The sequence below is a fragment of the Pseudomonas alcaligenes genome (assembly GCF_041729615.1).
GTDB classification, from domain to species: Bacteria; Pseudomonadota; Gammaproteobacteria; order Pseudomonadales; family Pseudomonadaceae; genus Aquipseudomonas; species Aquipseudomonas alcaligenes_B.
Genome location: NZ_CP154874.1, coordinates 3,455,959 through 3,479,589 on the forward strand (window position 1 = coordinate 3,455,959; position 23,631 = coordinate 3,479,589).

Sequence of the window (23,631 nt, forward strand, 5' to 3'; positions counted from 1 at the left end):
GGGCTAAGGAGAGGGCATGCGTCAGCGGCTGGATGATCTGGTGGAGTTCTGGCGTTTCCTGCTGCAGCGTTTCCTCGCCGATCGCGCCATCAACAGTGCCGCGGCACTGACCTACACCACGCTGTTCGCCGTGGTGCCGATGATGACCGTGACCTTTGCCATGCTCTCGGCCATCCCGGCCTTCCAGGACACCGGCGAGCAGATCCAGAACTTCATCTTTCGCAACTTCGTGCCATCCTCGGGCGAGACGGTGCAACAGTACCTGCGCGATTTCACGGCTCAGGCCCGGCAGCTGACCTGGGTCGGCGTGGCGCTGCTGGCGGTGACCGCCTTCTTCATGCTGGTGACCATCGAGAAGACCTTCAATGCCATCTGGCGCGTGCGCCAGCCACGCCGGGGCATTTCCAGCTTCCTGCTGTACTGGGCGATCCTCAGCCTGGGGCCGCTGCTGCTCGGCGCCGGATTCGCCGTGACCACCTATGTCGCCTCGCTGTCGCTGCTGTCCGGCCCGGATGCGCTGATCGGCGCCAAGACCCTGCTGGCCTTCGCTCCGTTGCTGTTCAGTACGGCGGCCTTCACCCTGATCTACTCGGCGGTGCCCAACGCCCGGGTGCCGCTGCGCCACGCGCTGCTGGGCGGTGCCTTCGTCGCCCTGCTGGTCGAGGTGGCCAAGGCGCTGTTCGGCCTGTTCGTCAGCCTGTTCCCCGGCTACCAGCTGATCTACGGGGCCTTCGCCACGGTGCCGTTGTTCCTGCTTTGGGTCTACCTGTCCTGGCTGATCGTGTTGTTCGGTGCCGAGCTGGTGTGCAACCTGTCCTCGTCGCGCACCTGGCGCCGCCGCGCGCTGCCGCGTCTGCTGGTGCTGCTCGGCGTACTGCGGGTGTTCCACGACAGCCAGCAGCGTGGCCTGGCGGTGCGGCACGCCGATGTGCAGCGCGAGGGCTGGCTGTTGCCGGAGGATGAGTGGGAGGAGATTGTCGACTTTCTCGAGCGCGAGCAGCTGGTCTGCCGTGCCAGTGGAGGCGGCTGGGTGCTTTGCCGCGATCTGGAACACTACAGCCTGCATCGCCTGCTCGGTCAGAGTCCCTGGCCGTTGCCGCGGCCGGCGCAACTGCCCGAGCGGCTCGACGAGGTCTGGTACCCGGCCTTGCACAACGCCCTGGAGATGCTGCACGAGGAACAGGCGGCGCTGTTCGGCGGCAGCCTGGCGCAGTGGCTGCGGGCCAGGGAGTGAGGGCTTGCCAAGGGTGACGAAAAAAGTCAGTTTAGGGCGAGGTGCAGCCGGCTCCACGGGGCTGCAAGGGCGCTGAAGCGCCGCAATACCGGCCAGGGATGGCTGGCACGCTTCTGGCAACTACCCAGCCATGTGCTGGCAGACGGCCAGCAGCCTGAATGACTCAGGGATGTCGTGTGGATGAGCAGTAGCAAGAACAAAGTGGTGCCCCTGCAGCCGCGGGATTCCGAGGATGCACTGGAGCGCCTGAACCGCATCACCGGCCTGCGTTTCGCCCGTTGGCCCGAGTCGCTGGCGGCCCTGGCGCGCCAGGCGGCCGAGGAGAGCGAGCCGCCCAAGCCCAGCTCCGTGGTGCGTTTCGGGGTTTTCTGAGGCCCCAAAGCAAAACCCCCGCCGAAGCGGGGGTGGGCAACCTGCGGCGGGTTCAGGCCAGCGCCTGGCGATTCGCGCTTTCCTGCAGTTCCACGGCCTGCACGAACAATTCCTCGACTATCAGGGTCTGTGCCGGTACGGCCGAGCGCAGGCGGACCTGCATGTCCTCGATCTTGCTCTTCATCGGCAGGCGGGCGATGCCGGAGAGCATCACCTTGTGGTGAGCGTTGACCTTGCCATGATCCACCGCCACTTCGCGCACCTGGCTGCCATCGCGGTAACGCACCATCAACGATACCGGCAGATTGGCCAGCCCCGGCAGATGCAGCCAGACCGCCACGTTGTATTCCCCGACCCGCCCCTCGTAGGGGGCCACGCTGGAACGTGCGCTGTTGACGATGCTGGCGGGAACGGGGCCGATCAGCCTGTCATTGGCTTGGGTCATGGGGGTAACTCCGGCAGAACTCGTTGGTATAGGTATGCGCCGATTATAGGCAGGGGCATGGTGCTGAAACTGTGCGCTGTGGCCCCGCCGGCTGAGACTTCCGTCGCAGAACCTGCCCCTTGGGTCAGGCCAGGCGCAGTGGGTGGCGCACCACCGTGGGCGTGCTCAGGTTGGCGGCCGGCAGGGGCAGCATGGCCTGGTTGTTGACGTTGGCCAGTTGCAGCCAGAGGTTTTCGCCTTCGCCGAACTGGCCGCAGGGCAGCCACAGGCCGTGGTGCCAGCCGGCACCGGGTTCGGGCGTGCTCTGCAGGACGCCCGGGTGGGTCTGCGCGCTGGGCGCGCGGCGCAACCACACGGCCCGTGGTAACCCCTTGAGGTAGCGCAGGCCCAGGTGCAGGCCTTGCTGGTTGAGATGGCGCCAGCGCACCAGGGCCAGGGTCGGGGTGCCGCTGTGCGGCAAGACCAGGATCAGCTGGCCCACCGGCAGCTGCGGGCCGAGGTCGGCATGGCAGAGCAGGCGAGCGCCTCCGGGGCTGGCATCGAGCATCTGCGCCGCGCAACTGGGCGGGCGCTTTTCCAGCAGCTGGGCATGGATGGCCGGCAGGCCGATCACCAGGCTGCAGTCGGCGCTGAAGTCGGCCCGCGGGTGACGCCTCTGCTGACGCCCCTGCCAGTGCGGGCGCACCCGCTCCAGCAGTTCCCTTTCCTGTGCGCTCTGCAGCGGCGCGGGCTCGTGCAGGGCGACCAGCAGGGCGCCGAGCTCCAGGCGTCGCAGGTAGTCGGCCGAGCCCTTGACCTGGCCGTCATAGGGCAGGCAGGGCAGGGCCTGGCTGAGGTCGATCAGCGGTGCCTCGCTGTCCTCGTCGTCATCCCAGGGCAGCAGACGCGCCAGGCCGGACAGCGGGGTCAGGGCGGCGAACAGGGTCACGCACTCGCCTTCGGCCAGGTGGAATGGATTGCTCAGAGCCAGGAGCAGCATCTGCTGGTAGAGGCCGCGCAGCGAGCCGGCGGGGGCCGGCTGGAAAGGTGCGGCGACCGGCTCGTCCAGGCAATGCTGGTGCTCACCCAGCCAGTACAGCAGGTGGCTGTCGCTCCACAACGAGGCCGGTGGTTCCTGGTACAGCTGGTAGTGACGCAGCAGGCTCTGGGCGAGGAAGTGCTCGGCCATGTACAGGCACCAAGCCAGGTGCGGGCGCGAGGGCTGGCGTCCCTGCAGGATCTGCAGCAGCAGGCGCTTGAAGCCGGCGGCCAGCTCGTCGCAGAGATGCACGAACAGGGGCGAGGGGGCCGCACCCTGGCCCAGCGGGGCGCAGTAGTGGCGGTATTCCTCGCTGAGGCTTTGCAGGGCGCGCTGTCTTTCCAGTAAGGTCATGGCGCTGCGGTTGAGGCGCAGCAACAGGGCCAGGACCTGTTGCAGGCCGTCCTCGTAGACCTGCCGGCGGGCATCGGCGAGTCGTTCGTTGAGGTCGGCGAGCGGAGTGGCGTCCTCCTCGAGGATATCCGGCACTTCGAGGCGCAGGGCGTCCAGCGTCATATCAACCCCGTATGCACGAGGAACGATTGCATGGGAAGGCCACTCCAGATGGTGATTGGTGTCATTGCCGGGCTTCTTCTGGCCGGTTGCGCCGAGGACTGGGGCGTCGATCAGCATGGACGAAAGGTAGCGGCTGAGCAGCTCGAAGGCCAGTGGTTGGTGATCAATTACTGGGCCGAGTGGTGCAAGCCGTGCCGCACCGAGATCCCCGAGCTGAATCGGCTTGCTGTGGCGCTGGAGGGCCAGGGGGCGCGGGTGCTCGGGGTCAACTTCGATGCCCTGCAGGGCGAGGCGCTGAGCAAGGCTGCCGAGGCCTTCGCTATTCGCTTCACCGTGCTGGCGCAGGATCCCGCCGCGCGTCTGCAGCTGCCGCGCAACGACGTGTTGCCGGTCACCTACATCATCGATGCCGACGGTAAGCTGCGCGAGCGCCTGGTCGGCGAACAGACCGCTGCCGGCCTGCAGGCACGGCTGGCTCATTGGCAGGCTCGGGAGTAATGGCTATGCGCATCTGTATGCACGGTTTCGTCACTGGCAGGGTGCAGGGCGTGAGTTTTCGCCAGTGCACCGCGGAGCAGGCCGAACGCCTCGACCTGGATGGCTGGGTACGCAACCTGAATGATGGGCGGGTCGAGGTACTGATTGAGGGCGCGCAGAGCGCGGTGCAGGAGCTGGCCGCCTGGCTGGAGCAAGGTCCCGAGCGCGCGCAGGTCGATCGGGTGGAGCTGGAGGAACAGCCGGTGCAGGGCGTCACCGGCTTCGTCGTGCGTCGCTGATCAATCCTCGCCGGGATCGGCTGCCAGGCGTCCGGCGTCCTTGAGCAGGGCCTCGAGGAACTCGGCCTGCAGCTCCGGATCGTTGCGGGTCAGTTCGATCAGGCTCTGTTCCAGCTCGCTGGCCTCTTCCTCCAGGCCCAGGTCGGACAGGCGCTTGACCCGGTGTACCCACTGGCCGACCTCGTCATCCTCGAGGTCGTCGTAGATCAGGGCATGGGCCTCGCGCAGCTTGCCGCGCAGGTCGCGGCTGACCAGCAGGGTGGCTTCGGTGCGCGTACCGTCCTGCGGATCTTCCACGCTCAGCAGCAGGGTGCCGATATGGCTGGCGTCGTGCTCGGCGAAAGGTCCGTCGAGCAGGTTCAGGCGCAGCACGCCGGACCTGTCGGTGGTCAGCTCGAAGCTGTCCTTGCCGGCCTTGACCTGTACCGGGCGCTCGGCCCAGGGCAGGCTGGAGTAATCCATGCGCTTGTCGCGCTGCAGCTCCTCGATGGCGGCCAGGTTCTGCTCGGCGCGGCCGTTGGATTCGACGTTCATCGCCGGGTTCATGCCGGCGAAGCCGTAGCTGATCCAGTCCTTGGTCACGCTGTCCGGCAGGCGGCCGAGCATCACCACGTTGAGCGCGTTGGCACCGATGCCGGCGACCACCGCCACCGCGCCTAGTGGCACCTCGTAGAGTTCGCGCCAGGGCTGGTAGGGGGTGTAGCGGTCGTAGCGGCGAGTGACCTCGAACTCGGTGACCTCGAAGGTCTTCTGTTCATGCACGCGCACGCGGCGCTGCGGCAGTTCCAGTACGCGCGGCTCGCCCACGTCGATCTGCAGGCTGTGATCGAGCAGGCGACGCTCGAAGCGTTCCTCGTGCTCGCTGCGCTGTGGCAGCTGGTTGGCGCAGCCGCCGAGGAAGAGGGCGCCGCACAGGGCGGCGCCGATACGGAGGGTGTTTCGCTGGAACATGCGGGCTTCTTGGTCGGTCGGACTCAGCGGGCGATGCGGTTGGCGAGGAACGACAGGATCTCGGCGGCCGGCATCTGCTGGCTCTCGCTGTCGCGGCGGTGCTTGTATTCGAGGTTGCCCTCGGCCAGGCCGCGCTCGCTGACCACGATGCGGTGCGGGATGCCGATCAGCTCCATGTCGGCGAACTTCACCCCGGGGCTGGTCTTCTTGTCGCGATCGTCCAGCAGCACCTCGTAGCCGGCGGCGGTCAGCTCGGCGTAGAGATTGTCGGTGGCGGCGCGCACGGCTTCGTTCTCGTACTTCATCGGCACCAGGGCGATCTGGAAGGGCGCCAGGGCGTCGGTCCAGAGGATGCCGCGCTCGTCCCAGTTCTGCTCGATGGCCGCGGCCACCACGCGCGATACGCCGATGCCATAGCAGCCCATGGTCAGGGTGATCGGCTTGCCGCTCTCGCCCAGGACCTTGCAGCCCATGGCCTCGCTGTACTTGGTGCCGAGCTGGAAGATATGGCCGACTTCGATGCCGCGCTTGATCACCAGGGTGCCCTTGCCGTCCGGGCTGGGGTCGCCTTCGACCACGTTGCGCAGGTCGGCGACGGCCGGCAGCGGCAGGTCGCGCTCCCAGTTGAGGCCGAAGTAGTGCTTGCCGTCGAGGTTGGCACCGGCGCCGAAGTCGCTCATCAGGGCCACCGAGCGGTCGATCACGCAGGGGATCGGCAGGTTCAGCGGGCCCAGCGAGCCGGGGCCGGCGCCGATGGCGGCGCGGATCTCGGCTTCGGAGGCGAACACCAGGGGGCTGGCGACCAGCTCGTGGTTGGCGGCCTTGATCTCGTTCAGCTCGTGGTCGCCGCGCACGATCAGGGCGACCAGCTTGCCTTCCTCGGCTGCATGCACCACCAGGGTCTTGACGGTCTTCTCGATGGCCAGGCCGAACTGGGCCACCAGGTCGTCGATGGTCTTGGCCTCGGGGGTGTCGACCAGGCGCAGCTCCTCGGTGGCCGCGCCGCGTTCTTTCTCGCGCGGGATGGCCTCGGCCTTCTCGATGTTGGCGGCGTAGTCGGAGCTGTCGCTGAAGGCGATATCGTCTTCGCCGGACTCGGCCAGCACGTGGAACTCGTGGGAGCCGGTGCCGCCGATGGAGCCGGTGTCGGCCTGCACCGGGCGGAAGTTCAGGCCCAGGCGGGTGAACACATTGCAGTAGGCCTGGTGCATGCGGTCATAGGTTTCCTGCAGCGAGGCCTGGTCCAGGTGGAAGGAGTAAGCGTCCTTCATGATGAACTCGCGGCCACGCATGAGGCCGAAGCGCGGGCGGATCTCGTCGCGGAACTTGGTCTGGATCTGGTACAGGTTGATCGGCAACTGCTTGTAGCTGTTCAGTTCGTTGCGCGCCAGATCGGTGATCACTTCCTCATGGGTCGGGCCCAGGCAGAAATCGCGATCGTGACGATCCTTGATGCGCAGCAGCTCGGGGCCGTACTGCTCCCAGCGGCCGGACTCCTGCCACAGCTCGGCCGGCTGCACGGCCGGCATCAGTACCTCGAGGGCGCCGGCGGCATTCATCTCTTCGCGCACTATGGCTTCGGCCTTGCGCAGCACGCGCAGCCCCATCGGCATCCAGGTGTACATGCCGGAGGCCAGCTTGCGGATCAGGCCGGCACGCAGCATCAGCTGGTGGCTGATCACCACGGCGTCGGAGGGGGTTTCCTTGAGGGTCGAGAGCAGGTACTGACTGGTACGCATGTTTGGCCGTTATGTCGGTTGCGGGGGCAAATAATGACTCGGCATTGTACGGTGCCAGCCATGTGGCGTACAGGATGGAGCGGGAGTCGAAGATGGCGGAGCTGACGGCGGGCCAGGTGCAGGCCCTGATCCGGGCGGGGGTGCCGATGGCCGAGGATATCGATCTGCGGATCGACCGCCTGGAGGCTGATCTGGCGGTGGCGCGGGTACCTTTCCACGGCAAGCTGGTGCGGCCGGGGGGCACCCTGTCGGGGCCGACCATCATGTCACTGGCCGATGCGGCCATGTACGCGGTGGTGCTCGGGCGTCTGGGGCGGGTGGAGATGGCGGTGACCGCCAACCTGAACATCAACTTCCTGGCCAGGCCCAAGCCGTTGGACCTGATCGCCGAGGCGCGCATCCTGCGCTTGTCCAGGCGCCAGGCGGTGTGTGAGGTGCAGCTTTACTCGCAGGGTGAGGAGGGCGAACTGGTAGCCCATGTTACCGGCACCTATGCCTTGCCACTGTAAAGGGTGAGCGGACAAAAAAAGAACCCGGCCTAGGCCGGGTTCTTTATGCACAGATTGCGGTAGCGCAGGACTTACAGCACGTCCAGCGGGTACTCGACGATCAGGCGGGTGTCGTTCAGGTCAGCGCTGTAGTCAGCGTTGTAGGCGTCGTTGGCACGCCAGATGGCGTGACGCAGACGGAAGGACAGGTCCTTCGCGGCGCCTTCCTGAATGACGTACTTGGTTTCGAAGTTCCACTCGTGCTCCTTGCCTTCTTCGCCGGAGCTGGTGGTGATGTCGTCACCGGTCAGGTAGCGGGTCATGAAGCTCAGGCCCGGTACGCCGTAGGAAGCCATATCCAGGTCATAACGAACCTGCCAGGACTTCTCGTCTTCGCCGTTGAAGTCAGAGAACTGCACGGAGTTGTTCAGCCAGACGGTGCCGCCACCGTCTACACCGTAGTCGTAGCCACGGTCACCGCTGGAGCGCTGGTAGGCCAGGGTGAACTTGTGGGCGCCCAGGCTGTAAGCGGTTGCCAGGCTCCAGATGGTGTTGTCGTCGAATGCGTCGGCGGAGTACTCGTCGTCGTAGTCGGTCTTGTAGATGTTGAAGTCGAAGTTCAGGGCCTGCTCTTCTGCCAGCGGCAGGTTGTAGTTCAGGTTGCCGTAGTACTTCTTCCAGTAGTCTTCGACGTCGGCAGCGTGGATGGCGCCGCTGAAATTGTCGGTGAAGGCATAGCTGGCGCCAACGATGTTGGCAGATTTCAGTTCGAAATCATCACGAGTGGTCTGAACCTGGCTGCTCAGGCCGGTGAAGCGGCCGGCGCTCAGTTCGAGGCCTTCGATCTCATTGCTGACCAGGTAGGTGCCGGTAGCGACTTCCGGCAGGATGCGGCTGTCGTCGGTGGAGAATACCGGGCTGGCTACGAACTGGTTGCCGTACTTCAGGACGGTGTCGGAAACGCGGAATTTGATGGCGCCGCCAACTTCGGTCTGGGTATCGTCACCGCGACCTTCGTCGGTCTGGGCGAACTGGCCGGTGCCGTAACGGCCGCGGCCGCCATCGAGCTTGATGCTGGAGAGGGAGTGGGCGTCCACACCGACACCTACGGTGCCCTGAGTGAAACCGGATTCGAACAGCAGGCGGATGCCCAGGCCGGTTTCTTCGCGATAGCCCGCCGGGTTGGCGGAGGTGCTGGCACCATTGCTGGCACCATTGCGGAAATCGCGGTTCATGTAGAGGGCGCGGTTGAAGATGTCGAAGCTGCTGTCTTCGACGAAGCCTTTCGACTCAGACTGCGCGCTGGCGAAGGCCAGCTGGGTGGTTCCGGCGGTCACGGCCAGAGCCAGTGCGCTCCACTTCATCACTTGCATTGTGATTGCTCCTTTGGTTTAGAAGAGTTGTGCTACCCATTGTGTTGTTGTATGGGCGGCTCTTTCTTTTTGTGTCGGCGCTAACTTATAGCACGCTGACTTAAGTTGGCGACAGATATCATTGATTCCCTGCGCTTTATTCAATTGCGTGTCGCAAAACTGCAATTGCGGTGTCGCTTTTCTGTAGGTTGTCGCCGCATGCGGCTCCCGCACCAGGCTGCTTCGAAAAGTCTGCAAATCCAATCGCTTAGAGGGGCTAGGCGAGTGTCGCGAGCCGTTCGAGGGTTGCTCGGTCCTGACGGTGCCAGTGCTAAAGCAACTTCCATGCACAAAGTGCCGGTGCAGCATAAAAATATTCGTACTTGGCTTCCGGATCGCCGGATGGCGGTGGTCGAGCCGCTCCGGGCCTGGGTTTGCGTTCGCTTGAATGCAGTCATGGCGGCTGCCTTGCCCGCTTGGGAGTAAACCGCAGGCGTTACCTGACGCTGGTGGAATTTACCCGCTGGTAACGCTTTTTCCTGTGCGCCTGTTCAATTTGTGGGCGTTGGGGGCTGCTCTGCTCGTTCCTGGGGCGCAGTGGGCGGGAGAGGTAGCGTGGCCAGGCGGTGGGTTGCAGTGGCGGTGCATTGTTTTGGGGCTGTCTGGTGCTGGTGAGCGGCAGGCGTTAGCCTTTCGCGAATGGATAGGTCTAACTCTGTTCACCCGCCGGTTACCCGCTCAAAGGACATACGATGTTTGCTCTCGACCCCCGCTTGCAACAGGACACCCTGGCTATCGGAGATTTTCCCTTGTGCCGGCTGCTGCTGATGAATGACGCCAATTATCCCTGGTTCATTCTGGTGCCGAGGCGCGAGGCGGTCAGCGAGCTGTTTCAGCTGGACCAGGCCGATCAGCAGCAGCTATGGCTGGAAACCACGCGTCTGGCGGAAACGTTCAAGGATGCCTTCGTTGCCGACAAGATGAACGTTGCCACCCTGGGCAACGTGGTCAGTCAGCTACACATGCATGTGATCGTCCGGCGCCGAGACGACCCTGCGTGGCCCGCACCGGTCTGGGGGCGCCTGCCAGCACGTCCCTATGAGGCGGCCGAGATTGCCGCATTGCAGCAGCGCTTGCGGCTGGTGCTGACCAATGACTTCCAGTTTGCCGAGGGTTGAGAAATGGAGCTTGAGCAGCGCGTCATCGAGCTGGAAACCCGGCTCGCCTTTCAGGATGACACCATCACGGCGCTCAATGATGTGGTGGTGGGGCAGCAGCGTGTGCTGGAGCGTCTGCAGTTGCAGATTGCCGCCCTGGCACGTCGTCAGGAGGAAATGGCCGGCCAGTTCGGCATCGCCGAGGATGAGGCGCCGCCACCGCATTACTGAATAAATGAAAAAGCCCGCGTTCTGCGGGCTTTTTCATGGGGAGGCGTTCAGCGCTGGCCGGGCAGGGCCACTACCACGTCTTCGGCCTGCAGGCCCTTGTCGCGCTGCATGACCGAGAACTCCACGCGCTGGCCTTCGACCAGGATGCGGTGGCCCTCGCCGCGGATGGCGCGGAAGTGCACGAAGATGTCATCGCCCTGGTCGCGGGAAATGAAGCCGAAGCCCTTGGACGTATTGAACCACTTCACCGTGCCGGTTTCGCGATTCTCGTCGAGTTCGCGGCGGGTGGTCTGGGGGCGCGCGCTGCGCTTGCCCAGGTTGATGGCCAGATGCAGCAGGACTGCGGTCAGCAGTATGGCGAGGCTCAGGGCGACCGCCGGCTGGTTGCCGATCTGTGCCAGCGGGGCGAGCAGGATCAGTGCCTGCAGTACGCTGGCAAATACCAGCAGGGCCGATACCAGGGCCTGCAGCTGGTTGCGCAGGCCGACATGGCGTACCGGCAGCAACGGAGCCAGGAGCAGGTTGGTCAGGCCGAACAGGGCCAGATAGAGCGCGTCGGGTTGTTGCAGGTAGGGCAGGGTTGCGCTGCGCAGGCTGGGCGCAAGGGACAGCAGCAGGGCGCCGCAGCCCGTGATCAGGTGAACGATCTTCAACATAGTCAAGAAACTCGCTTGTTCGAGATGGCTTATCGAGGAGCGGAGCCGGCGTGAACCCGATGAATGGATGCGACGGTCCGCCTATGCCGCCGTGGCGCGGCACAGGCAGTATTTAACCGCAAAGGGGATGGCCACTCAAATCAAGCGCTTAGCGCGGTTTCCGGGGTGGGTGGGTGGATCTGGTTGCGGCCATTGCGCTTGGCCTTGTAGAGCGCATCGTCGGCCCGGGTGACCAGGCTGTCGAAGGTGTCGCCCGGCTCGGCCAGGGCCAGGCCGAAGGATGCGGTGATGGTATCCAGTACCTTGTCGGTGCTGCGCACCTTGACCCGCAGTGCCTGGATTTTCTGGCGCAGCTGTTCAGCGAAGTCGCTGGCGGTGCCGATGTCGAAGCAGTCCTGGAGGATCACACAGAATTCCTCGCCGCCGTAGCGGGCGGCCACGCCGCGGGCGGGCAGCAGGTCGCGCAGCAGTTGGCCGACGTGCTGCAGTACTCTGTCCCCCAGGGGGTGGCCGTACTGGTCGTTGAACTGCTTGAAGTGGTCGATATCCAGCATCACCAGTGCCAGGCCCTTGGTGTCGCCAGCCAGTGCCTGTTCCAGCAGGCGGGTGAAGGCATGGCGGTTGAAGACGTGGGTCAGGCTGTCCAGGGTGGCGGCGGCCTGGGCGCGCTCCAGCTGGCTGCGCAGGTTCTGGATCTCCGACTGGGCGGCACGCAGGCGATAGAGGAACTGCTCCTGCTGATCCTGCATCTGCTGGGTGCTCAGCTGCAGCTCGTTGAGTACGCCGGGCAGGTCGTCGACTATCGGTTCCTGCAAGGCGGCCAGGCCCTGGGACAGGCTGGCCTGGTAGTGCTGGCTGCCGCTGACGCTGCGCGCCACGCCGTGCTCGATGTCGTCGACCAGCTCGATCACCTGCTGCTGGCCGGTGCGCGCCTCCTCCAGCTCGCCATGGATCACGTATTCACGGAACAGCTTGAGTGCGGTTTCCGGGGGGAAGCTGATGAAGTCGTTGACGATCTTGTCCAGGCGCCGGTTCAACTCGGGCTCCCGGCCCTGGCAGTAGGTGTACCAGAGGGCGTAGTGCACCGGGTTCGGCGGGATGTCGTGGCGCACCATGTGCGGCACCGCCTGCTTGAGCAAGTCCGCGGCCTCGCGGGTTTCTTCCGGGTATTGCTCGAGGATGGAGGGAGCTTTCGGCGGCTGGCTCATGCACGTCACTGTGGGGTGGGGCGAATGGACAAAGAATAGAGTAGTTGGGGGCGGATCGCCTCGCAAAAGGCCCGGTCTGGCCGGGCCTTTCGTCTGCGCCGAGTGGTCAGGCCGCCAGCAGGCTGCGCAGCATCCAGGCGGTCTTCTCATGCACCTGCATGCGCTGGGTCAGCAGGTCGGCGGTCGGTTCGTCACTGACCCGGTCCAGCAGCGGGAAGATGCCGCGGGCGGTGCGCACTACCGCTTCCTGACCCTGGACCAGCAGTTTGATCATGTCCTCGGCGGAGGGTACGCCTTCCTCTTCCTTGATCGAAGACAGGCGTGCGTAGGCGGCATAGGTGCCCGGTGCCGGGAAGCCCAGGGCGCGGATGCGTTCGGCTATCAGGTCCACCGCCAGGGCCAGCTCGGTGTATTGCGCCTCGAACATCAGGTGCAGGGTGTTGAACATCGGACCGGTGACGTTCCAGTGAAAGTTGTGGGTCTTCAGGTACAGGGTGTAGGTGTCCGCCAGCAGGCGGGACAGTCCTTCGGCAATGGCGGCGCGGTCCTGTTCGGCGATGCCGATGTTGATTTCCATACCTTTATCTCCTCTCAGGTTGCCGGGGCAGACGCCCCCCTCGATGGCGGCAGCCTATCACAGGGCGGGCGGCGCTCGGCTTGTCTTGTGTCAATCGGGCTCATGGTCGCTGGCTATGGCGCTCGCCCGCTTTCACAGATGGGCCAGCTCCGGTCTGAGCTGCAAGGTGCGGTTGAAGTGCTCGACCCAGTGGCGGCTGAACTGCTGGCCGGCCAGGTTGTTGATCTCGAGGATGGCGCGCAGGCGCGGGCGCTTGCTCAGGGTCTGGTGGGCGCGCTCGTGGGTGCGGGCGTCGAAGGTGTCGGTGATGTTCAGCAGCAGGGCGCCGGGGTGAATCTCGGCTTCACGCAGGCCTTTCGGGTAGCCGCTGCCGTCCGCATGCTCCTGATGCTGCAGGATGATTTCGCGCGCGCTGGCCCAGGCCGGCATGTGTTTGAGCAGTTCACCGGCCAGGCGCGGGTGACTCTGCATGAGGCGGCGCTCCTCGCGGCTGAGTGCGCTCCGCTTGTGCAGCAGGTCCAGGGGCAGAAAGGCCATGCCGAGGTCGTGCAGGCATACCGCGGCGGCCAGTTGTGCCGGCTCCACCGGTTCTCCGGCGCTGTGGTTGATGGCCAGCGTCAGTTCGAGCAGGCGCAGGCCGCGGCCATGCCAGAAGGACGAGCGATGCTCGCCGGCGCTCATCAGTTCGATGAAGAACTGCAGGTCGGCATCCAGGGCGATGGCGTGGCGTTCTAACAGTTGGCGGATCTGTTCCTGGCTGGCGACCTCGGCCGGTTGCAAACGGGTGCTGGGGTCCAGGTGCTGCAGCAGGGTGCGGCGGATCTCGTCCTGCTGCGCCGGCGGGGCGGCCGCCAGCGCCCGCAGGGCCTGGCACTGGCTGGCGATGCTGTGCGGATCGGGTGGCTCGGCCAGCCCCAGCGCCGCATCGATCAGGCTGCGCAGCTGGTCGAGGCTGAGCAGCAGGATGTCGCCGAGCAGGCTGTCGAAGTGCAGGGCGCCCTCGCGCAGACGCTCGAGCACGTCCTCCATGGCCTGTGGTAGCGGCAGCAGGTGGTTCAGCTCGACATAGCCCAGGCTGCCCTTGATGGTGTGTACCAGGCGGAACAGTTCGCGCAGGCGCGAGCTGTCGTCGGGAAAGCGTTCCAGCTCGATCAGCAGCTGCTCGCAGCGCGGCAGCTGCTCGGCGGTGTCGAGGCGGAACTCCTCCAGCAGTTCACTGGGGATGTCGGCGGTGCGGGGCAGGGCCATGGGCGGTCTCCGCGAGGCGGGAGTATCAGTATAGGAAGGTGCCGTATGGTCGCGCGGGCGGTGGGCTGCGCCTGGGCGATTAACCCTATATAATCGCGCCCCTTGTTGCGGATGCGGAATCGCACCGATCACGGCGCCTGGGCGCCATTGGTCGCCTGTTTCTGCTGTTTCCCCTCCGAATTGCAGAAAATGCCTGCTGCCTGTCGGGGTTTGCCCCGGGCGCGAATTCAAGACTGATTAGAGAAGCGAACCACGATCATGATGCGCAGCCACTATTGCGGCCAGTTGAACGAGAGCCTGGACGGCCAGGAAATCACCCTTTGCGGTTGGGTCCATCGCCGTCGCGACCATGGTGGCGTGATCTTCCTCGACATTCGCGACCGTGAAGGCCTGGCCCAGGTGGTATTCGACCCGGATCGCGCCGAGACCTTCGCCAAGGCCGACCGCGTGCGCAGTGAATACGTGGTCAAGATCACCGGCAAGGTGCGCCTGCGCCCGGCTGGCGCGGTCAACCCGAACATGGCCAGCGGTGCCATCGAGGTGCTGGGCTACGAGCTGGACGTGCTCAACGAGGCGGAAACCCCGCCGTTCCCGCTCAACGAATACACCGACGTCGGCGAGGAAACCCGCCTGCGTTATCGCTTCGTCGACCTGCGCCGCCCGGAAATGGCCGAGAAGCTCAAGCTGCGTTCGCGCATTACCAGCAGCATCCGTCGCTACCTGGACGACAACGGTTTCCTCGACGTCGAGACGCCGATCCTGACCCGCGCCACCCCGGAAGGCGCGCGTGACTACCTGGTGCCGAGCCGTACCCATGCCGGCAGCTTCTTCGCCCTGCCGCAGTCGCCGCAGCTGTTCAAGCAACTGTTGATGGTGGCCGGCTTCGACCGCTACTACCAGATCGCCAAGTGCTTCCGCGACGAGGACCTGCGTGCCGATCGTCAGCCGGAATTCACCCAGATCGACCTGGAAACCAGCTTCCTCGACGAAAACGACATCATGGGCATCACCGAGACCATGATCCGCAACCTGTTCAAGGAAGTGCTGGGCGTCGAGTTCGGCCCGCTGCCGCACATGACCCTGGCCGAGGCCATGCGCCGCTTCGGTTCCGACAAGCCGGACCTGCGCATCCCGCTGGAGCTGGTGGATGTCGCCGACCAGCTCAAGGACGTCGAGTTCAAGGTGTTCTCCGGTCCGGCCAACGACCCGAAGGGCCGCGTCGCTGCCCTGCGCGTGCCGGGCGCCGCTGCCATGCCGCGCAGCCAGATCGACGACTACACCAAGTTCGTCGGCAACTACGGTGCCAAGGGCCTGGCTTACATCAAGGTCAACGAGCGCGCCAAGGGCGTCGAGGGCCTGCAGTCGCCGATCGTCAAGTTCATCCCGGAAGACAACCTCAAGGTCATCCTCGACCGCGTCGGTGCCGTCGATGGCGACATCGTGTTCTTCGGCGCCGACCGCGCCAAGGTGGTCTGTGATGCCCTGGGTGCCCTGCGCATCAAGGTCGGTCACGACCTCAATCTGCTCACCTGCGAGTGGGCGCCGCTGTGGGTGGTCGACTTCCCGATGTTCGAGGAGAACGACGATGGCAGCCTGACCGCCATGCACCACCCCTTCACCGCGCCCAAGTGCAGCCCGGCCGAGCTCGAGGCCAATCCGGCCGCGGCCCTGTCGCGCGCCTACGACATGGTGCTCAACGGTACCGAGCTGGGTGGCGGTTCGATCCGTATCCACGACAAGGCCATGCAGCAGACCGTGTTCCGCGTGCTGGGCATCAGCGAGGAGGAGCAGCAGGAGAAATTCGGCTTCCTGCTGGACGCCCTCAAGTACGGTGCGCCGCCCCATGGTGGCCTGGCCTTCGGCCTGGATCGCCTGGTGATGCTGATGACCGGCGCCAGCTCGATCCGCGAAGTGATCGCCTTCCCGAAAACCCAGAGCGCGGCCTGTGTCATGACCCAGGCGCCGGGTGTGGTGGACAACAAGGCGCTGCGCGAGCTGCATATCCGCCTGCGCGAACAGGCCAAGGCCGAGTGAGTCGAACAGGAGCCTGGCATGCCAGGCTCCTTGCATTCTGCTAGAGCAAAACTGATCTGAAACAGACGGAGTGAGTTATGGCCGGTCATTCCAAATGGGCCAACATCAAGCACCGCAAGGGGCGTCAGGACGCCAAGCGCGGCAAGATCTTCACCAAGCTGATCCGCGAGCTGACCGTGGCCGCCAAGCATGGCGGCGGCGTGCCGGCGGATAACCCGCGTCTGCGCCTGGCAGTGGACAAGGCCCTCACGGCCAATATGTCACGCGATGTGATCGACCGCGCCATCGCTCGCGGCACCGGCAACACCGAAGCCGACAACATGGTAGAGCTGAGCTACGAGGGCTACGCGCCGAGTGGCGTGGCCATCATCATCGAAGCCATGACCGACAACCGCAACCGCACCGCCGCCGAAGTGCGCCATGCCTTCACCAAGTGCGGCGGCAACCTGGGCACCGACGGTTCCGTGGCCTACATGTTCGAGCGCAAGGGGCAGATCAGCTTTGCCCCCGGCGTGAACGAGGACGCCCTGATGGAGGCGGCCCTGGAGGCCGGCGCCGACGATGTGGAGATGGGCGAGGACGGCTCGGCGATGGTGTCGACCAGCTTCGCCGACTTCCTGGCGGTCAACGAGGCGCTGACCGCTGCCGGTTTCAAGGGCGAAGAGGCCGAGGTGGCGATGATTCCGTCGACCATGGCGCCGATCACCGACCTGGACACCGCCAAGAAGGTGCTCAAGCTGATCGACATGCTGGAAGACCTGGACGACGTGCAGAACGTCTACCACAACGCGGAAATCTCCGACGAGATCATGGAGCAGCTCGACTGATCCCGGTTTGCGTCGGCCAGGGCCGGAAGTCGCCACGCGCGCTTCCGGCTTTTTTATATCGGCGGCGCTCCGTATACTCGCGGCTGGATAAATAGACAGTGCCTTGGTGCGCGGAGCTGAACCCGGCATGACCCTGATTCTTGGCATCGACCCCGGCTCGCGCATCACCGGCTACGGCGTGGTGCGCGACACCGGACGCGGCTGTGAATACGTGGCCTCCGGCTGCATCCGCACCGGCGAGGGCGATCTGGCCAGCCGCCTGCAGAAGGTGTTTCGCGGCGTCAGCGAGGTGATTCGCCTGCACGAGCCGGTGACCATGGGCATCGAGCAGGTGTTCATGGCCAAGAATGCCGATTCCGCGCTCAAGCTCGGCCAGGCCCGCGGCGCGGCGATAGTCGCCGGCATCGAGGCTGGGCTGGATGTCAGCGAGTACACCGCCAGCCAGGTCAAGCAGGCCATCGCCGGTACCGGCGGGGCGGACAAGCAGCAGGTGATGATGATGGTCATGCACCTGCTCAGGCTCACCCAGAAGCCGCAGATCGACGCATCCGACGCCCTGGCCATCGCCCTTTGCCACGCTCATCACCGGCAGAGCCTGATTCCCCACGGCCTGCTTGGCGCCAAACGGCGCAGCGGCCGCCTGCGCCTGTAACAGAAGGAAGCGAATTCGTGATCGGACGCCTCAAGGGCACCCTGGCGGAAAAGCAGCCGCCGCATTTGATCCTCGACGTGAATGGCGTCGGCTACGAGCTGGAAGTGCCGATGACCACCCTCTACCGCCTGCCGGCGGTGGGGCAGGCGGTGACCCTGCACACCCACCTGGTGGTGCGCGAGGATGCCCACCTGCTCTATGGTTTCTTCGAGAAGCGTGAACGCGAGCTGTTTCGCGAGCTGATCCGGCTCAATGGCGTCGGCCCCAAGCTGGCCCTGGCGCTGATGTCCGGGCTGGAGGTGGATGAGCTGGTGCGCTGCGTGCAGGCCCAGGATACCTCGACCCTGGTGAAGATCCCCGGCGTCGGCAAGAAGACCGCCGAGCGCCTGCTGGTGGAGCTCAAGGATCGCTTCAAGGCCTGGGAGACCATGCCGTCCATCGCCACGCTGGTGGTGGAACCTCGTGCTGGCGTGGCAGTCTCAAGCGCGGAGAACGATGCCTTGAGCGCATTGATCGCCCTCGGCTTCAAGCCGCAGGAAGCCAGCAAGGCCGTGGCAGCGATCAAGGAAGAGGGTCTGTCCAGCGAAGAAATGATCCGTCGAGCCCTCAAGGGCATGGTCTAAGCAGTGATCGAAGCCGACCGTCTCATTACCGCCAGCAGCCGCGACCGCGACGAGCAGCTGGACCGTGCCATCCGCCCCCTGGCGCTGGCCGAATACATCGGCCAGCCGGTGGTGCGCGAGCAGATGGAGCTGTTCATCCAGGCCGCCAAGAACCGCCAGGAAGCCTTGGATCACACCCTGATCTTCGGCCCTCCCGGCCTGGGCAAGACCACCCTGGCCAACATCATCGCCCAGGAAATGGGCGTGTCGATCAAGAGCACCTCGGGCCCGGTGCTGGAGCGCCCGGGTGACCTGGCGGCGCTGCTGACCAATCTGGAGGCCGGCGATGTGCTGTTCGTCGACGAGATCCATCGCCTGTCGCCGGTGGTCGAGGAAGTGCTGTATCCGGCCATGGAGGACTTCCAGCTCGACATCATGATCGGCGAGGGCCCGGCTGCCCGCTCGATCAAACTTGACCTGCCGCCCTTCACCCTGGTCGGCGCCACCACCCGCGCCGGCATGCTGACCAATCCGCTGCGTGATCGTTTCGGCATCGTCCAGCGCCTGGAGTTCTATTCCAGCGAGGATCTGGCCACCATCGTCAGTCGCTCGGCCGGCATTCTCGGTCTGCATATCGACCCCGAAGGCGCCTTCGAGATCGCCCGTCGCGCCCGTGGCACGCCGCGTATCGCCAACCGCCTGCTGCGCCGCGTGCGCGACTTCGCCGAAGTGCGCGCCGGCGGGCAGATCAGCCGGAGCATCGCCGACCAGGCGCTGAACATGCTGGACGTCGACGAACGTGGCTTCGACCACCAGGACCGCCGTCTACTGCTGGCCATGATCGACAAGTTCGACGGCGGCCCGGTGGGCATCGACAACCTGGCGGCGGCCATCGGCGAGGAGCGCGGCACCATCGAGGACGTGCTCGAACCCTACCTGATCCAGCAGGGCTACATCATGCGTACGCCGCGCGGCAGGGTGGTGACCCGGCATGCCTACCTGCACTTCGGCCTGAATCTGCCGAAGCGCCTGGGTGAAGCGCCGGTCGCGGACCTGTTCGACGGCAACGAATAGTCGAAAAACAAAGGCTTGCCCGGATTGGCAAGGCCAGGAGTAAACACTAGAGTATGCGCGCGCAAAACGAGGCCCAGCCTTTCGCCCTCAGGTGTCGGGTGTATTACGAGGACACCGACGCCGGCGGCATCGTCTACTACGTCAACTACCTCAAGTTCATGGAGCGGGCTCGTACCGAGTGCCTGCGCAGTCTGGGTTTCGCCCAGTCGCAGCTGGCCGGGGAGAATCTGCTGTTCGTCGTGCATTCCGCCGAGGCGCGCTATCACGCACCGGCCCGGCTGGACGACGAACTTTTTATCACCGCCGAGGTGATCGAGTTAAACCGTGCCAGCCTGCGTTTTCGTCAACAGGTGCGGCGGGTAACGGATGAGGCGCTGCTCTGCGAGGGGCAGTTCGTGGTGGCCTGTGTGCGCACCGACAATTTGAAACCCCGTGCCATCCCCGAGGCGCTGCGCGCAGCCTTCGCCGGCATGGGTCAAGTCACAGCAGGAGAGTAGCGTGGAAGCAACAGCCAACGCCGTTGACCATATGTCGATGTGGAGCCTGATCAGCAACGCCAGTCTGGTGGTGCAGCTGGTCATGCTGACCCTGGTCGCCGCTTCGGTGGTGTCCTGGATCATGATCTTCCAGCGCAGCACCATGCTGCGCGCGGCGAAGAAGTCGCTGGAGGTGTTCGAGGAGCGCTTCTGGTCCGGTATCGACCTGTCCAAGCTGTATCGCCAGGCCGGCAGCAACCCGGACCCGGATTGCGGCATCGAGCAGATCTTCCGCGCCGGCTTCAAGGAGTTCTCCCGCCTGCGCCAGCAGTCCGGCGTCGACCCGGATGCGGTGATGGACGGCGTGGCCCGCGCCATGCGCGTGGCCATCTCGCGTGAGGAAGAGAAGCTGGAAACCAGCCTGCCGTTCCTCGCCACCGTCGGCTCCACCAGCCCCTACATCGGACTGTTCGGTACCGTGTGGGGCATCATGAACTCCTTCCGCGGCCTGGCCCAGGTGCAGCAGGCGACCCTGGCCACCGTGGCGCCGGGCATCGCCGAGGCGCTGATCGCCACCGCCATCGGCCTGTTCGCCGCCATTCCGGCGGTGATCGCCTACAACCGCTTCTCGGCGCAAGGCGATCGCCTGATTGGCCGTTACTACACCTTTGCCGACGAGTTCCAGGCGATCCTGCACCGCAAAGTGCACACCAGCGAGGACTGAGGCTCAGCCCATGGCCAGAATTCGCAACAGACGCAAGCCGGTCGCCGAGATGAACGTCGTGCCTTATATCGACGTGATGCTGGTGCTGCTGGTGATCTTCATGGTGACCGCGCCCATGCTCAACCAGGGCGTCAAGGTCGACCTGCCCAAGGTTTCCAGCGAGGCCCTGCCGCAGGACAACAATGCCCGTGTGCTGACCATCTCGATCAAGGCCGACAAGACCTACTATTGGAACATGGGCGAGGAAGTCGACCCGGACCAGGGCAAGGCCAGTGAGACCGCCACCGCGCTGCCGGCGCTGGTACAGACGGTGAGCGCGATCATGAACCAGAACGCCGCCCAGGGTAAGAAAGTTCAGGTCTTCGTGCGCGGCGACAAGTCGGTCGACTACGGCTCGGTCATGGCTGTCATGGGCGGTCTGCAGGAAGCCGGCGTGGGCAACGTCGGGCTGATCACCGAGGCGCCCTGATGCAGCAGAAGAGCGTGCGCTCCTCGTCGGAAAGCTATTTCTGGCCAACGGTCTGGGCCGTGGCCATTCACGTCCTGCTGTTCGCCATGCTGTTCGTCAGCTTCCACTTCGCCCCGGAGCTGCCGCCGGCCAGGCCGATCGTGCAGGCGACCCTGTACCAGCTGAAGTCGCAGAGCCAGGCGACCACCCAGACCAATCAGAAGATCGCCGGCGAGGCGCAGAAGACCAAGGCGCGCCAGTACGAGGTGGAGCAGCTGGAGACCAAGAAGGAAGAACAGCAGAAGCAGGAAGCGGCGGAACAAAAGAAGGTCGCGGTGGCCAAACAGGCTGAGGCGAAGAAGCAGGCCGAAGCGAAGAAGGCCGAAGAAGCGAAGAAGGCGGCCGAACAGAAGAGGCTGGCCGAGATCGCCAAGAAGAAGTCTGAGGAAGAGAAGAAGAAAGCTGCCGCCGAGGAGGCGCGCAAGAAAGCGGCCGAGCAGGCGAAGAAAAAGGCTGCGGAGGAGGCCAAGAAGAAGGCCGCCGCCGAGGCTGCGAAGAAGAAGGCCCAGGAAGCCGCGCGCAAGGCCGCCGAGGACAAGAAGGCGCAGGCCCTGGCCGAGTTGCTGGGGGATACCACCGAGCGCCAGCAGGCGCTGGCCGATGAGGTGGGCGATCAGGTGGCGGGCAGTCTCGATGACCTGATCATCAAGCTGGTCAGCGAGCAGTGGCAGCGTCCGCCGTCGGCGCGCAACGGCATGAGTGTCGAGGTGCTGATCCAGATGCTGCCCGATGGCACCATCGTCAATGCCTCGATCACCCGCTCCAGCGGCGATGCGCCTTTCGACAGCTCGGCGGTGGCGGCCGTGAAGAACGTCGTGCGTATTCCGGAAATGCAGCAAGTCGATAGTGCCACCTTTAATGCCATGTACCGTCAGCGGCGGATGATTTTCAAACCGGAGGACTTGTCTCTGTGAACAGCTTGATTCGTATGGCCCTGCTTGGGCTGGCCTTGCTGGCCGGTGCCGTGCAGGCAGCGGACCCCTTGGTGGTCTCGACCGGCAGTGACCGCGCCATTCCCATCGCCGTGGTGCCTTTCGGCTGGCAGGGCGGCACCGTGCTGCCCGAGGACCTGGCCACCGTTATCGGCAACGACCTGCGCAACAGCGGCATGTACGAGCCGATCCCGCGGCAGAACATGATCAGCCTGCCGACCTCGGCGGCCGAGATCATCTACCGCGACTGGCAGGCCCTGGGCGCCCAGTATGTGATGGTCGGCAGCATCGTACCGAACGGTGCGCGCCTGCAGGTGCAGTTCGCCCTGTTCAACGTGGCGACCCAGCAGCAGGTGGTGGCCGGCACCGTCGGTGGCACCACCGACCAGCTGCGCGACATGGCCCACCATATCGCCGACCAGGCCTTCGAGAAGCTCACCGGCATCAAGGGCGCCTTCTCCACCAAGATGCTTTACGTCACCGCCGAGCGTTTTGGTGTCAACAACACCCGCTACACCCTGCAGCGCTCCGACTACGACGGCGCCCGTGGCGTGACCCTGCTGCAGTCGCGCGAACCGATCCTGTCGCCGCGCTACGCGCCGGATGGCCGCCGCATCGCCTACGTGTCCTTCGAGCAGCGCCGTCCGCGCATCTTCCTGCAGCACATCGATACCGGTCGCCGCGAGCAGCTGACCAACTTCGAGGGCCTCAACGGCGCGCCGGCCTTCTCGCCGGATGGCAATCGCCTGGCCTTCGTGCTGTCCAAGGACGGCAACCCGGAGATCTATGTGATGGACCTGGGCAGTCGCCAGATCCAGCGCGTGACCAACTCCGGCTCGATCGAGACCGAGCCGTTCTGGGGCAAGGACGGGCAGACCCTGTACTTCACCAGCGACCGCGCCGGCAAGCCGCAGATCTACAAGCAGAGCATCTACGGCGGTGCCGCCCAGCGCGTGACCTTTACCGGCAACTACAATGCCAACCCGAAGCTGTCGGCCGACGAGAAGACCCTGGTGATGATCCATCGCCAGGACGGGTTCACCAATTTCAAGGTGGCCGCCCAGGACCTGGTGACCAGCCGCCTGCGCATTCTCTCCGAGACCAGTCTGGACGACTCGCCCACTGTTGCGCCCAATGGCACCATGCTAATCTACGCCACCCGCCAGCAGGGCCGCGGAGTGCTGATGCTCGTGTCCATCAACGGGCGTGTCAGGCTCCCGATTCCCACCGCGCAAGGTGATGTACGGGAACCGTCCTGGTCCCCTTACCTGAACTGATGCGGTACTGACTCTTTTTCTGCTGTAAACACACCTAGAACTCATTAGGAGCTCCACCATGGAAATGCTGAAATTTGGCAAATTTGCCGCTCTGAGCCTGGCCCTGGCCGTGGCTGTTGGTTGCTCGTCCAAAGGCGGCGACGCCTCCGGCGAAGGCGCTGTCGATCCGAACGCTGGCTACAACGCCGGTGGCAGCGGCGTTGACGGTGCCCTGAGCGAAGAAGCCGCTCTGCGCGCCATCACCACCTTCTACTTCGAGTACGACAGCTCCGACCTGAAGCCGGAAGCCATGCGCGCTCTGGACGTCCACGCCAAGGACCTGAAAGGCAACGGCGCTCGCGTCGTTCTGGAAGGCCACACCGACGAGCGCGGCACCCGCGAGTACAACATGGCTCTGGGCGAGCGTCGTGCCAAGGCCGTTCAGCGCTACCTGGTGCTGCAGGGCGTTTCCCCGGCTCAGCTGGAACTGGTTTCCTACGGCGAAGAGCGTCCGGTTGCCACCAGCAGCGACGAGTCCTCCTGGGCTCAGAACCGCCGCGTCGAACTGCGCAAGTAAT

At 64.9% G+C, this 23,631-nt stretch carries 27 protein-coding genes and 1 pseudogene; 18 read left to right on the forward strand and 10 right to left on the reverse strand.

Annotation, left to right across the window (positions count from 1 at the left end):
* Positions 1-16: 16 nt before the first annotated feature.
* A complete protein-coding gene (locus AAG092_RS16670; protein WP_373387549.1) occupies positions 17-1,234 on the forward strand; it encodes a YihY family inner membrane protein in 1,218 nt (405 codons plus the stop codon).
* Between the two features lie 180 nt (positions 1,235-1,414).
* The gene (locus AAG092_RS16675) at positions 1,415-1,606 is read left to right on the forward strand and encodes a hypothetical protein (RefSeq protein ID WP_021700689.1); all 192 of its coding nucleotides are present in this window, start codon (positions 1,415-1,417) and stop codon (positions 1,604-1,606) included.
* A gap of 52 nt (positions 1,607-1,658) precedes the next feature.
* On the opposite strand, the gene AAG092_RS16680 is transcribed toward AAG092_RS16675, so the two are convergent.
* Together AAG092_RS16680 and AAG092_RS16685 are read right to left on the reverse strand one after the other, a co-directional pair.
* The gene (locus AAG092_RS16680) at positions 1,659-2,051 is read right to left on the reverse strand and encodes a hypothetical protein (RefSeq protein WP_110681652.1); all 393 of its coding nucleotides are present in this window, start codon (positions 2,049-2,051) and stop codon (positions 1,659-1,661) included.
* Between the two features lie 124 nt (positions 2,052-2,175).
* Positions 2,176-3,585 (reverse strand): PilZ domain-containing protein, encoded by a 1,410-nt coding sequence (locus tag AAG092_RS16685; RefSeq protein ID WP_373387550.1) that lies wholly within the window; start codon positions 3,583-3,585, stop codon positions 2,176-2,178.
* A 30-nt stretch (positions 3,586-3,615) separates the two neighbouring features.
* Between AAG092_RS16685 and AAG092_RS16690 the strand changes: the two genes are divergently transcribed.
* Both AAG092_RS16690 and AAG092_RS16695 read left to right on the forward strand, forming a co-directional pair.
* On the forward strand, positions 3,616-4,083 hold the full coding sequence (locus AAG092_RS16690; protein ID WP_373387551.1) for a TlpA disulfide reductase family protein: 468 nt from the start codon (positions 3,616-3,618) through the stop codon (positions 4,081-4,083).
* A gap of 5 nt (positions 4,084-4,088) precedes the next feature.
* Positions 4,089-4,361, forward strand: a complete 273-nt coding sequence (locus AAG092_RS16695) for an acylphosphatase (RefSeq protein WP_373387552.1) — start codon at positions 4,089-4,091, stop codon at positions 4,359-4,361.
* Here the strand turns inward: AAG092_RS16695 and AAG092_RS16700 are convergent, their stop codons facing one another.
* Together AAG092_RS16700 and AAG092_RS16705 are read right to left on the reverse strand one after the other, a co-directional pair.
* Positions 4,362-5,312 (reverse strand): hypothetical protein, encoded by a 951-nt coding sequence (locus tag AAG092_RS16700; RefSeq protein WP_110681655.1) that lies wholly within the window; start codon positions 5,310-5,312, stop codon positions 4,362-4,364.
* Positions 5,313-5,335: 23 nt separating this feature from the next.
* On the reverse strand, positions 5,336-7,051 hold the full coding sequence (locus AAG092_RS16705; protein WP_373387553.1) for a proline--tRNA ligase: 1,716 nt from the start codon (positions 7,049-7,051) through the stop codon (positions 5,336-5,338).
* A gap of 101 nt (positions 7,052-7,152) precedes the next feature.
* On the opposite strand from AAG092_RS16705, the gene AAG092_RS16710 reads away from it, so the two are divergent.
* Positions 7,153-7,560, forward strand: coding sequence for a PaaI family thioesterase (locus AAG092_RS16710; RefSeq protein ID WP_110681954.1), 408 nt, complete (start codon positions 7,153-7,155; stop codon positions 7,558-7,560).
* 71 nt (positions 7,561-7,631) lie between these two features.
* Here the strand turns inward: AAG092_RS16710 and AAG092_RS16715 are convergent, their stop codons facing one another.
* Positions 7,632-8,912 (reverse strand): OprD family porin, encoded by a 1,281-nt coding sequence (locus AAG092_RS16715; RefSeq protein WP_373387554.1) that lies wholly within the window; start codon positions 8,910-8,912, stop codon positions 7,632-7,634.
* A 731-nt stretch (positions 8,913-9,643) separates the two neighbouring features.
* On the opposite strand from AAG092_RS16715, the gene AAG092_RS16720 reads away from it, so the two are divergent.
* Together AAG092_RS16720 and AAG092_RS16725 are read left to right on the forward strand one after the other, a co-directional pair.
* Positions 9,644-10,069 carry an HIT domain-containing protein gene (locus tag AAG092_RS16720; protein ID WP_373387555.1) on the forward strand — a complete coding sequence of 142 codons (426 nt, stop codon included), beginning with the start codon at positions 9,644-9,646 and terminating at the stop codon, positions 10,067-10,069.
* 3 nt (positions 10,070-10,072) lie between these two features.
* On the forward strand, positions 10,073-10,279 hold the full coding sequence (locus AAG092_RS16725) for a SlyX family protein (RefSeq protein ID WP_373387556.1): 207 nt from the start codon (positions 10,073-10,075) through the stop codon (positions 10,277-10,279).
* A gap of 47 nt (positions 10,280-10,326) precedes the next feature.
* Here the strand turns inward: AAG092_RS16725 and AAG092_RS16730 are convergent, their stop codons facing one another.
* From AAG092_RS16730 to AAG092_RS16750, 5 genes and pseudogenes are all read right to left on the reverse strand, one after another.
* Positions 10,327-10,596: a cold-shock protein gene (locus tag AAG092_RS16730; RefSeq protein ID WP_373389610.1), complete on the reverse strand. Its 270-nt coding sequence runs from the start codon at positions 10,594-10,596 to the stop codon at positions 10,327-10,329.
* A 15-nt stretch (positions 10,597-10,611) separates the two neighbouring features.
* Positions 10,612-10,935: pseudogene (locus AAG092_RS16735) on the reverse strand (cold shock domain-containing protein membrane protein); the annotation flags it as partial.
* Between the two features lie 140 nt (positions 10,936-11,075).
* Positions 11,076-12,143: a GGDEF domain-containing protein gene (locus tag AAG092_RS16740; RefSeq protein ID WP_373387558.1), complete on the reverse strand. Its 1,068-nt coding sequence runs from the start codon at positions 12,141-12,143 to the stop codon at positions 11,076-11,078.
* 106 nt (positions 12,144-12,249) lie between these two features.
* Positions 12,250-12,720 carry a Dps family protein gene (locus tag AAG092_RS16745; protein WP_021700672.1) on the reverse strand — a complete coding sequence of 157 codons (471 nt, stop codon included), beginning with the start codon at positions 12,718-12,720 and terminating at the stop codon, positions 12,250-12,252.
* A gap of 132 nt (positions 12,721-12,852) precedes the next feature.
* Complete coding sequence (locus tag AAG092_RS16750; protein ID WP_373387559.1) at positions 12,853-13,968, reverse strand: HD domain-containing phosphohydrolase; 1,116 nt, start codon at positions 13,966-13,968, stop codon at positions 12,853-12,855.
* A gap of 258 nt (positions 13,969-14,226) precedes the next feature.
* On the opposite strand from AAG092_RS16750, the gene aspS reads away from it, so the two are divergent.
* The 11 genes from aspS (at position 14,227) to pal (ending at position 23,630) form a co-directional block, all read left to right on the forward strand.
* On the forward strand, positions 14,227-16,002 hold the full coding sequence (gene aspS, locus AAG092_RS16755; RefSeq protein ID WP_110681662.1) for an aspartate--tRNA ligase: 1,776 nt from the start codon (positions 14,227-14,229) through the stop codon (positions 16,000-16,002).
* Between the two features lie 77 nt (positions 16,003-16,079).
* Positions 16,080-16,829 carry a YebC/PmpR family DNA-binding transcriptional regulator gene (locus AAG092_RS16760; protein WP_110681663.1) on the forward strand — a complete coding sequence of 250 codons (750 nt, stop codon included), beginning with the start codon at positions 16,080-16,082 and terminating at the stop codon, positions 16,827-16,829.
* Positions 16,830-16,956: 127 nt separating this feature from the next.
* Positions 16,957-17,481: a crossover junction endodeoxyribonuclease RuvC gene (ruvC, locus tag AAG092_RS16765; RefSeq protein ID WP_110681664.1), complete on the forward strand. Its 525-nt coding sequence runs from the start codon at positions 16,957-16,959 to the stop codon at positions 17,479-17,481.
* Between the two features lie 17 nt (positions 17,482-17,498).
* Positions 17,499-18,104 carry a Holliday junction branch migration protein RuvA gene (gene ruvA, locus AAG092_RS16770; protein WP_110681665.1) on the forward strand — a complete coding sequence of 202 codons (606 nt, stop codon included), beginning with the start codon at positions 17,499-17,501 and terminating at the stop codon, positions 18,102-18,104.
* A 3-nt stretch (positions 18,105-18,107) separates the two neighbouring features.
* A complete protein-coding gene (gene ruvB / locus AAG092_RS16775) occupies positions 18,108-19,157 on the forward strand; it encodes a Holliday junction branch migration DNA helicase RuvB (protein WP_373387561.1) in 1,050 nt (349 codons plus the stop codon).
* Positions 19,158-19,210: 53 nt separating this feature from the next.
* On the forward strand, positions 19,211-19,654 hold the full coding sequence (ybgC, locus tag AAG092_RS16780) for a tol-pal system-associated acyl-CoA thioesterase (protein WP_373387563.1): 444 nt from the start codon (positions 19,211-19,213) through the stop codon (positions 19,652-19,654).
* Between the two features lie 31 nt (positions 19,655-19,685).
* A complete protein-coding gene (tolQ, locus tag AAG092_RS16785; RefSeq protein WP_373389611.1) occupies positions 19,686-20,357 on the forward strand; it encodes a protein TolQ in 672 nt (223 codons plus the stop codon).
* A gap of 10 nt (positions 20,358-20,367) precedes the next feature.
* Positions 20,368-20,826: a protein TolR gene (tolR, locus tag AAG092_RS16790; RefSeq protein ID WP_110681669.1), complete on the forward strand. Its 459-nt coding sequence runs from the start codon at positions 20,368-20,370 to the stop codon at positions 20,824-20,826.
* Positions 20,826-21,779, forward strand: a complete 954-nt coding sequence (gene tolA / locus AAG092_RS16795; RefSeq protein WP_373387564.1) for a cell envelope integrity protein TolA — start codon at positions 20,826-20,828, stop codon at positions 21,777-21,779. The genes tolR and tolA overlap by 1 nt, the downstream gene beginning before the upstream one ends.
* Complete coding sequence (gene tolB, locus AAG092_RS16800) at positions 21,776-23,074, forward strand: Tol-Pal system beta propeller repeat protein TolB (protein WP_110681671.1); 1,299 nt, start codon at positions 21,776-21,778, stop codon at positions 23,072-23,074. Before tolA ends, tolB begins: the two co-directional genes overlap by 4 nt.
* 58 nt (positions 23,075-23,132) lie before the next feature.
* The gene (pal, locus tag AAG092_RS16805; protein ID WP_110681672.1) at positions 23,133-23,630 is read left to right on the forward strand and encodes a peptidoglycan-associated lipoprotein Pal; all 498 of its coding nucleotides are present in this window, start codon (positions 23,133-23,135) and stop codon (positions 23,628-23,630) included.
* The last annotated feature ends 1 nt before the right edge of the window (position 23,631 follow it).